The organism is Streptomyces flavofungini, assembly GCF_041028215.1.
Taxonomy (GTDB): Bacteria; Actinomycetota; Actinomycetes; order Streptomycetales; family Streptomycetaceae; genus Streptomyces; species Streptomyces flavofungini_B.
Map to the genome: position 1 here is coordinate 1 of NZ_JASKYR010000448.1, position 6,698 is coordinate 6,698.

General features: G+C 72.1%; 6 protein-coding genes and 1 pseudogene. 4 read left to right on the forward strand and 3 right to left on the reverse strand.

Annotated features, from left to right (window positions below; translation table 11 throughout):
• From AB8Z36_RS26530 to AB8Z36_RS26545, 4 genes are all read left to right on the forward strand, one after another.
• A partial coding sequence (locus AB8Z36_RS26530) for a M4 family metallopeptidase (RefSeq protein ID WP_369215898.1) occupies positions 1-928 on the forward strand: 928 nt, incomplete at its 5' end.
• Positions 929-972: 44 nt separating this feature from the next.
• On the forward strand, positions 973-1,239 hold the full coding sequence (locus AB8Z36_RS26535) for a protealysin inhibitor emfourin (protein ID WP_369215899.1): 267 nt from the start codon (positions 973-975) through the stop codon (positions 1,237-1,239).
• A 98-nt stretch (positions 1,240-1,337) separates the two neighbouring features.
• A complete protein-coding gene (locus AB8Z36_RS26540) occupies positions 1,338-2,690 on the forward strand; it encodes a GH1 family beta-glucosidase (protein ID WP_369215900.1) in 1,353 nt (450 codons plus the stop codon).
• A complete protein-coding gene (locus AB8Z36_RS26545; RefSeq protein WP_369215901.1) occupies positions 2,687-3,925 on the forward strand; it encodes an MFS transporter in 1,239 nt (412 codons plus the stop codon). The genes AB8Z36_RS26540 and AB8Z36_RS26545 overlap by 4 nt, the downstream gene beginning before the upstream one ends.
• Positions 3,926-4,146: 221 nt before the next feature.
• Here AB8Z36_RS26545 and era read toward each other — a convergent pair whose 3' ends face one another.
• From era to AB8Z36_RS26560, 3 genes and pseudogenes are all read right to left on the reverse strand, one after another.
• Positions 4,147-5,109 carry a GTPase Era gene (gene era, locus AB8Z36_RS26550; protein ID WP_440581997.1) on the reverse strand — a complete coding sequence of 321 codons (963 nt, stop codon included), beginning with the start codon at positions 5,107-5,109 and terminating at the stop codon, positions 4,147-4,149.
• Between the two features lie 166 nt (positions 5,110-5,275).
• A complete protein-coding gene (locus tag AB8Z36_RS26555; RefSeq protein ID WP_369215903.1) occupies positions 5,276-5,629 on the reverse strand; it encodes a cytidine deaminase in 354 nt (117 codons plus the stop codon).
• Between the two features lie 26 nt (positions 5,630-5,655).
• Positions 5,656-6,577, reverse strand: a pseudogene (locus tag AB8Z36_RS26560) (helix-turn-helix transcriptional regulator).
• Between the last annotated feature and the right edge of the window lie 121 nt (positions 6,578-6,698).

Sequence of the window (6,698 nt, forward strand, 5' to 3'; positions counted from 1 at the left end):
CCGCCTGACGACCGTCATCGGCGCCCCCTCCGTCGCCCCGCCCAAGGAAGCCGCCGAGGGCAAGCCCCACCGCACGCTCTACGACGCCAGGCACCGCACCGAGCTGCCCGGCCGCAAGGTCCGCGCCGAGGGCGAGAAGCCCGGCAAGGACGCCACGGTCAACCGCGCCTACGCGGGGCTCGGGGCCACCTTCGAGCTGTACATGAAGTCCTACGAACGCAACTCCATCGACGGGAGCGGACTGCCGCTCAACGCGACGGTGCACTACTCCGAGGACTACAACAACGCCTTCTGGAACGGCGAGCAGATGGTGTTCGGCGACGGTGACGGCGAGATCTTCCTCGACTTCACCATCCCCGTGGACGTCATCGGCCACGAGCTCACCCACGGCGTCACGCAGTACACGGCGAACCTCACCTACTTCGGCCAGCCGGGCGCCCTGAACGAATCGATGTCGGACGTGTTCGGCTCGATGATCAAGCAGTACACCCTCGGCCAGACCTCCGCGGAGGCCGACTGGCTGATCGGCGCGGGCCTGCTCGCCCCGCGCGTCACCGGCAAGGCGCTGCGCTCGATGAAGGAGCCCGGCACGGCGTACGACGACGACGTGCTCGGCAAGGACCCGCAGCCCGCCGACATGGACCACTTCGTGCGCACGGGCCGCGACAACGGCGGCGTCCACATCAACTCCGGCATCCCCAACCGCGCCTTCTACCTGGTCGCCGAGGCGCTCGGCGGTCACTCCTGGGAGCGGGCGGGCCAGATCTGGTACGCGGTCCTGACCGGCGGCGAGCTGGCCCAGGACGCCTCCTTCGCGGACTTCGCGAAGCTGACGGTGGCCGCCGCGCGCCAGAAGTACGGCGACGGCGACGAGCACAAGGCCGTCATCGACGCGTGGTCCACCGTGAAGGTGCCGACCAACGGCTGACGGCGCGCTGTTCGGCCGCCCGCCCGGAGGAGTAGACAGGACCCATGCGTATCCAGGTGAAGCGGACCGGAGGATTCGCGGGCATCGACCGGCACGCCGAGGTGGACACCTCGGAGCTGGCCGATGCCCCGCAGTGGCACGCCCTGGCCGAGCAGGCCGTGGCCGAGGGCAGGAGCACGCCGCCGATAGGGGTGCCGGACGGCTTCAGCTACACCCTGACGGTGGACGGGCGGACCGTGTACTGCTCGGATCCCCGGCTCACGGAGCCGCAGCGCAAGCTGATCTCGCGGGTGCTGAAGGAAGGGGCGTAGCGAGGGCACCGGGCCGGGGTCACAGAAGCTGAGGGATGTTCATCTTTTTCGCGCACGGCCATTGACGCCCGCACGCGTGGGTGCGGAAGATCCCGCCCATGGCAGCGACTGCGGCGATACCCGCGTTCCCCCGCGACTTCCTGTGGGGCGTGTCCACGTCGGCCCATCAGATCGAGGGGGCCGTCGACGAGCGCGGCGCCTCGGTGTGGGACGCCTTCACGGCCGTGCCGGGCAACGTGAAGGACGGCACGACGGCCGCCGTCGCCTGCGACCACTGCCACCGCTACCGCGAGGACGTGGCGCTCGTCGGCGGCCTCGGCGTGGACGCCTACCGGTTCTCCGTCTCCTGGCCGCGCGTGCTGCCCGAGGGCGCGGGCGCGGTCAGCGCGGCGGGCCTCGACTTCTACGACCGGCTCGTCGACGAGCTGTGCGCGAAGGGCGTGCGCCCCGTCCCCACGCTCTTCCACTGGGACACCCCGCTGGCCCTCCAGGAGGCGGGCGGCTGGCTGCGGCGCGCGACCGCCGAACGCTTCGCCGAGTACGCGGCGGTGGTCGCCGCCCGCATCGGCGACCGCGTCCCGAAGTGGATCACCCTCAACGAACCGGCGGAACACACCCTGCTCGGCCACGCGCTCGGCCGGCACGCCCCCGGCGAGGCCCTGCTCTTCGACGCGCTGCCCGTCGCCCACCACCAGCTCCTCGCCCACGGCCTCGCCGTCCGGGCGCTGCGCGCGGCGGGCGCCCAGGACATCGGCATCGCCAACTCGCACGGCCCGACCTGGCCCGCGTCGGCCGACGGCCCGGACACGGCCGCCGCCGACTTCTACGACGTACTCCTCAACCGCCTCTTCGCCGACCCGCTGCTCCTCGGCCGCTACCCCGAGGGCCTCGGCGAGCTGATGCCGACGGACGACCTCGGCGCCGACCTGGAGACCATCGCCGAACCGCTCGACTTCTACGGGATCAACTTCTACCAGCCGACGAAGGTCGGCGCCCCGCTCCCCGAGGGCACGGCCGCCGAGTTCGCGGGCGTCGCGCTCCCGCCCGGACTCCCCTTCTCACCCCGGCCGATCGAGGGCTATCCGCTCACGGACTTCGGCTGGCCCGTCGTCCCCGAGGCCCTCACCGAACTGCTCACCGCCTTCCGCGACCGCTACGGCGACCGGCTCCCGCCCCTGGTCGTCACCGAGAACGGCTGCTCGTACGAGGGCATCGACGACCAGGAGCGGATCGCCTACCTCGACGGCCATCTGCGGGCCCTGCACCGGGCGCTCGAAGCGGGCGTCGACGTGCGCGGCTACTTCGTCTGGTCGCTGCTCGACAACTTCGAGTGGGCGGAGGGCTTCGCGCGGCGCTTCGGCCTCGTCCACGTCGATCACGCCACGCAGCGGCGCACCCCGAAGGCGTCCTACCACTGGCTTCGCGAGGCGCTGCGGGCGCAGCGGGCATGACCGCCGGCGCGCTGCGGGAGCCGGTCGAGCCGGTCGGCCGGAGCTGGACGAGCGCCCTGGCCCTGGCCAACGGGGCGATCTGGGTGGGCTGGTACGGGCCGCTCCAGATCCTGCTCGCGGTGCAGGCGGAGGAGCTCGCCCCGGCGGGCACCTCCAAGGAGACGGTGCTCGCCTGGGTGACGGGCGCGGGAGCCGTCGTCTCGCTCGCCGCCAACCCGCTCTTCGGCGCGCTCTCCGACCGCACCACCTCCCGCCTCGGGCGGCGCACCCCGTGGATCGTGGCGGGCACGGCGGGCGGCGCCGCCGCGCTGCTGCTGCTCTCCGCGGCGGGCTCGGTCCGGTGGCTGGCGGCGGGCTGGTGCCTGGTCCAGCTCACCCTGAACGCCGCCTTCGCCGCGGTCACCGCCGCCGTGCCCGACCGGGTGCCACGCCTCCAGCGCGGCTCGGTCGGCGGCCGGCTCGGGGCGGCGCAGCTCCTCGGCGTGGTCGTCGGGACGGGGCTCGCGACGGTCGCGGGCGGGACGGTCACGGGGTACGCGGCGTGCGCGGTGTGCACCGTCGCGGGGGTGCTCCCGTACGTCCTGCTCCACCGTGACCTGCGGCTGCCCGCCGGGGAACGGCCGCCGTGGGAGATGCGGGCCTTTCTCGCGGGCTTCTGGCTGAGCCCGCGCCGCCACCCCGACCTGGCCTGGGCCTGGCTGACGCGCTTCCTGATCAACGTCAGCAACTCCGTGGTGCTGCTCTACCTCCTGTACTTCCTGCGCGACCGGCTGCACCGCCCGGACCCGGAGGGCGGGGTACTGATCCTGACGGCCGTGAACGGCGTGACGATGCTCGCCACCGTCGTGGTGGGCGGCGCCTGGTCGGACCGGGCGGGGCGGCGCAAGCCCTTCGTGATCTGGTCCGGGGCGCTGATGGCGGTGGCCACGGGGCTGCTCGCCCTCTGGCAGACCTGGCCGGGGGCCGTCGTGGCGGCGGCGCTGCTCGGGATCGGCTTCGGCGTCTTCACCTCGGTGGACTTCGCCCTGATGACGGACGTGCTGCCGAAGGCCAAGGACCGGGGCAAGGATCTCGGCGTCATCAACATCGCCAACTCGCTCCCCCAGGTGGCGGCCCCGGCCATCGCCGCGCCGATCGTGACGTACCTCGGCGGCTACCGCGTGCTCTATCTGACGGCGGCGGTGACCGGACTTGCGGGCGCGGCGCTCGTGACGCGGATCAGGGGCGTGGAGTGAGCCGTCAAGCATAACTTCGTTATGAAAATAACAGCGTTATGCTGCCGTTCCCGGGACTCGCGGTGCCCGAACGGGAACTTTCGGTGCCCGAAAGAGAACTTTCAGTGCCCGAACGGGAATGCGGGGACGCCCGATTCGGTTGCCGAAGACATCCGGCCCGAGCCGGAACGACGGCGGCGCAGCGGCGGGACGGGGGTCCACCGCTGCGCCGCCCGTTCGTCTCAGAAGCCCAGCTTGCGCAGCTGACGCGGGTCCCGCTGCCAGTCCTTGGCCACCTTGACGTGCAGGTCGAGGAAGACGGGCGTACCGAGCAGCGCCTCGATCTGCTTGCGCGACTTGATGCCGACGTCCTTGAGCCGCTTGCCCTTGGGGCCGATGATGATGCCCTTCTGGCTGGGCCGCTCGATGTAGACGAACGCGTGGATGTCGAGCAGCGGCTTGTCCGCGGGCCGGTCCTCGCGCGGCAGCATCTCCTCCACCACGACCGCGATGGAGTGCGGCAGTTCGTCCCGTACGCCTTCCAGCGCCGCCTCGCGGATCAGCTCCGCGACCATGACCTGCTCGGGCTCGTCGGTGAGGTCGCCCTCGGGGTAGAGCGCGGGGCCCTCGGGCAGCAGCGGCACGATGAGATCGGCGAGGAGCCCGACCTGCTGGTCGCCGACGGCCGACACCGGGACGATCTCGGCCCACTGGAAGCCGAGCTCCGCGCCGAGCTGGTCGATGGCGATGAGCTGCTCGGCGAGCGTCTTGCTGTCGACCAGGTCCGTCTTGGTGACGATCGCGATCTTCGGCGTCTTCTTGATGGAGGCGAGCTCCTTGGCGATGAACCGGTCGCCGGGGCCGAGCTTCTCGTTCGCGGGCAGACAGAAGCCGATCACGTCGACCTCGGCCCACGTCGTGCGCACGACGTCGTTGAGCCGCTCGCCGAGGAGCGTGCGCGGCTTGTGCAGGCCCGGGGTGTCCACCAGGATCATCTGCGCGTCGGGGCGGTGCACGATGCCGCGCACCGTGTGCCGCGTGGTCTGCGGCTGGTTGGCGGTGATCGCCACCTTCTTGCCGACCAGAGCGTTCGTGAGGGTGGACTTGCCCGCGTTGGGGCGGCCGACGAAGCAGGCGAAACCGGCGCGGTGGACGGCCTCGGACGGCTCGGCTGAAGACGGGGTACGAACGCTCATGGCGCCCATTGTCCCTGATCGCGGGAGCCTCGCCGCACAGTGCTGGCCGTAGGCCTTGTGGCGGCCCGAAATCGCCGGCTGCGCCGAGCTCGTCCTCAAACGCCGGACGGGCTGTCCCTCCGTCTCCTCACCACATCGCCGGCTGCGCCGAGCTCGTCCTCAAACGCCGGACGGGCTAGTGTGCCGTCAGTGTCCGGCGGAGTTCGCCGTCGGGGGCCGCCAGGTAGACCGGGGTGTTCTCGCCGCCCAGGTCCCTTACCGCGGCCAGGTCCTCCGGGGGGAGGTCCGCCGAGGCCGAGACGACCGCCGCGGCCTCCAGGGACTCGGCGCCCGAGGCCACCGCCATCGCGACGGCCGTGCGCAGGGCGGAGAGGCCCAGGGAGGTGAGGGCGACGGTGCCCGCCACGTACGTGCGGCCGGTCTCGTCCCGTACGGCCGCGCCCTCGGGGACCGCGTTGCGGGCCCTGGCCGAGCGGGCGAGGGTGACGATCTTGCGGTCCTCGGGACCGAGGTCGGTGCTCTGCGTCATGGCACGAGCATAAGGAGCGGGGCGGCTCAGCCCACGACGGGGTGCATCGTGCCCCTGCGGCCCTCCGGCGAGGCCAGCCACGCCAGCTTCGCCGCCGTGTCCGCCTCCGGGTGCGGCACCGGCGTATGCAGCACGATCACGAGGTCCGGCCTGGCGGGCACCCTGAGCTGCGTCGACTCCAGGAACAGCGGTCCGGCCACCGGATGCTCCAGCTCCTTGGAGACCTGTCCGCCCGGCGTGATGTCATGCCGCTCCCACAGCTCGGCGAACTCGGGGCTCGCGGCCCTGGTCGCGGCGATCACCTCGGCGAAGCCGTCGTCGTCGGGGAGCTCGGAGCACGCCGCCCGGTACATCGCCACCAGGTGCGGCGCGTTCCGCTCCCAGCTCTTGGCGCGGGACCGGTAGAGGGGGTCGGCGAAGAAGTTGAACAGGCAGTTCTCCGAGGTCTCCGCGCGCATGCCGAGCACGACCGCCGCCGCGTCGTTGTACATGACGCAGTTCCAGTAGGCGTCCATGATGTGCGCCGGGTAGGGCAGCCAGGCGTCGATGAGCCGGTGCAGGCCCTCGCACATGTCCCGGTCCTCCCCCGCGACCTCGGGCGGCGGCGGATTGAGCCCGGCGAGCACGTACAGATGCCGTCGCTCGGCGCCGCTCAGCTTCAGAACGCGCGCCACGGAATCCAGGACCTGCGGCGACACCGAGATGTCGCGGCCCTGCTCCAGCCACTGGTACCAGGACGCCCCGACCCCGGCGAGCACGGCGACCTCCTCGCGCCGCAGGCCCCGGCGTGCGCCTGCGGCCACCGCCGTCGGGGAGCCCGGCCTCGGCCGGAGTGACCCGCGCCCGGCGGCTCATCAGGAACTCCCGCAGCTCACCGAGCCGACGGGCCTTGGCCGGGTCCGCGGCTGATCCCGATGCCGCCGCTGATACCGCTGCCGCTGCTGCCATGTGGCGCTCCCCCAAGCACTGACTGGTGTTCCGACCACCAGCATAAGTTCCCGCTCCCCACCTCTGTTCCCCGCGCCGGAAGCTCTTGCCATGGCGATCGACACCTCCACCGCTCCCACTC

What these genes read in the sequence shown, in the direction of transcription:
- era (WP_440581997.1), bottom strand. Translation starts at nt 5,109, where the DNA reads ATGGGCGCCATGAGCGTTCGTACCCCGTCTTCAGCCGAGCCGTCCGAG.
- AB8Z36_RS26545 (WP_369215901.1), top strand. Translation starts at nt 2,687, where the DNA reads ATGACCGCCGGCGCGCTGCGGGAGCCGGTCGAGCCGGTCGGCCGGAGC.
- AB8Z36_RS26540 (WP_369215900.1), top strand. Translation starts at nt 1,338, where the DNA reads ATGGCAGCGACTGCGGCGATACCCGCGTTCCCCCGCGACTTCCTGTGG.
- AB8Z36_RS26555 (WP_369215903.1), bottom strand. Translation starts at nt 5,629, where the DNA reads ATGACGCAGAGCACCGACCTCGGTCCCGAGGACCGCAAGATCGTCACC.
- AB8Z36_RS26535 (WP_369215899.1), top strand. Translation starts at nt 973, where the DNA reads ATGCGTATCCAGGTGAAGCGGACCGGAGGATTCGCGGGCATCGACCGG.